The 1362-nt window shown below is 37.8% G+C and carries 1 pseudogene; it reads right to left on the bottom strand.

From position 1 onward, the window contains the following. Positions 1-1070: 1070 nt before the first annotated feature. A pseudogene (locus tag B371_RS20945) lies at positions 1071-1362 on the bottom strand (RlmI/RlmK family 23S rRNA methyltransferase); the annotation flags it as partial.

Here is a 1362-nt window from a genome sequence, read left to right as displayed (position 1 = left end):
ATCAACACCATACGCTCCGGTGCTCGAAGGCTACGCCGCCTCGACCTACTCGGCTCTTTTTATGCTCCTTTTTGAACACGCACTTATAGAAATGGCAGTGACCAAATAAAATGGGCACTGCCATTTCTATTGAGCTATCGCTTGTGCTTTAATGTGGAATGAAATCACTGGAAAATTGCGCTTTGATTTGTCGAATCATTTAAACCTAATGTCTTGTTTCTGTAACCAATCATAAATTTATTGGAAATGATTGCTCTAATTATTGAGGTTCATCTTTAATAACCGAGACCAAAATTGAACTATAGATGTTCGTCACATAATTTCCTGTAATTCAGGCACAGAAGAAAGAAAAGAAATAAGAAAAACCGGGAAAAGTGACGCCCGGTCCTTTTAAGAAAGTACAAATGATTTGAGTATCAGTTGAAAAAGGATATCACATCCTGTATCGACTTAGGTTTCCGGGTCGCTTTAGACGGCAAACCCACTGCATCATAACCTAGTGAATGAAAGAGGAGTGAAGTGACTTCGTCACTTCACTCCTCTTTTTTTCGTCCAGGCAATCTTGCGGCGGGTGTGCATCAGGCGCGACCCTTCAACCCATGGACACAACGTATATTGGATTTGGTTGATGGAAGAATGGACACTAACTTCATCAAGAGTAGGCGGCCGAAGATACTATTTCGGCCTTTTTCTTCATTCTTTAAGGTTTGGGCGTTTATTTAAGCTACCTGTGCGTAAGAAGGGGTTTTTCCCATACTGTCAATTGCCTATGTAGAAGACACCAATATTCTTCAATTTGCGGCTTACACAACATGTACACCCTTCACATTAATGAGTCAGCGAGAGTTAAAATCAACAAGAAATTGGCGAATCCACTAGGTGGTCCACCTATCTAGAAAGTAGGGTTTGGGTTTGGGTTTGGGTTTGGGTTTGGGTTTGGGTTTGGCTTTCTTTATATTTATTTGACATGTAATAGAGAACCTATAATATGATTTCTTTTATAAAAATCAAAAAAGTGCCAAACATTAAATATTGTTGATGCGCTTTTTTGAAGGTTACATTATGACAATTCATGATTGTTTTTCAATGAACACTACCTTCAAATAATTACCTTCTCTAAATTCTTCAATCGTTTTAAAATCTTTCGGAAGGGTGAACTCTTCACGAATTTTATATTTACCATTAGTTGCTTTAAATGCTTTTTCAATGAACCCCTTAAATTTATCCATGCTGAAAGTACTGCAGTTTGAAGAAGCTACAATGATTCCATTTTTTTCAGTAATTGAAATAGCTTGCATTAGCAGATCGGGATAGTCTTTTCCAGCGCTAAATGTATGTTTTTTCACTAGCGTTGCATTAAAA

Source organism: Paenisporosarcina sp. TG20 (assembly GCF_000286315.1).
Lineage (GTDB): Bacteria > Bacillota > Bacilli > Bacillales_A > Planococcaceae > Paenisporosarcina.
This window is presented reverse-complemented; position numbering and strand designations above follow the sequence as displayed.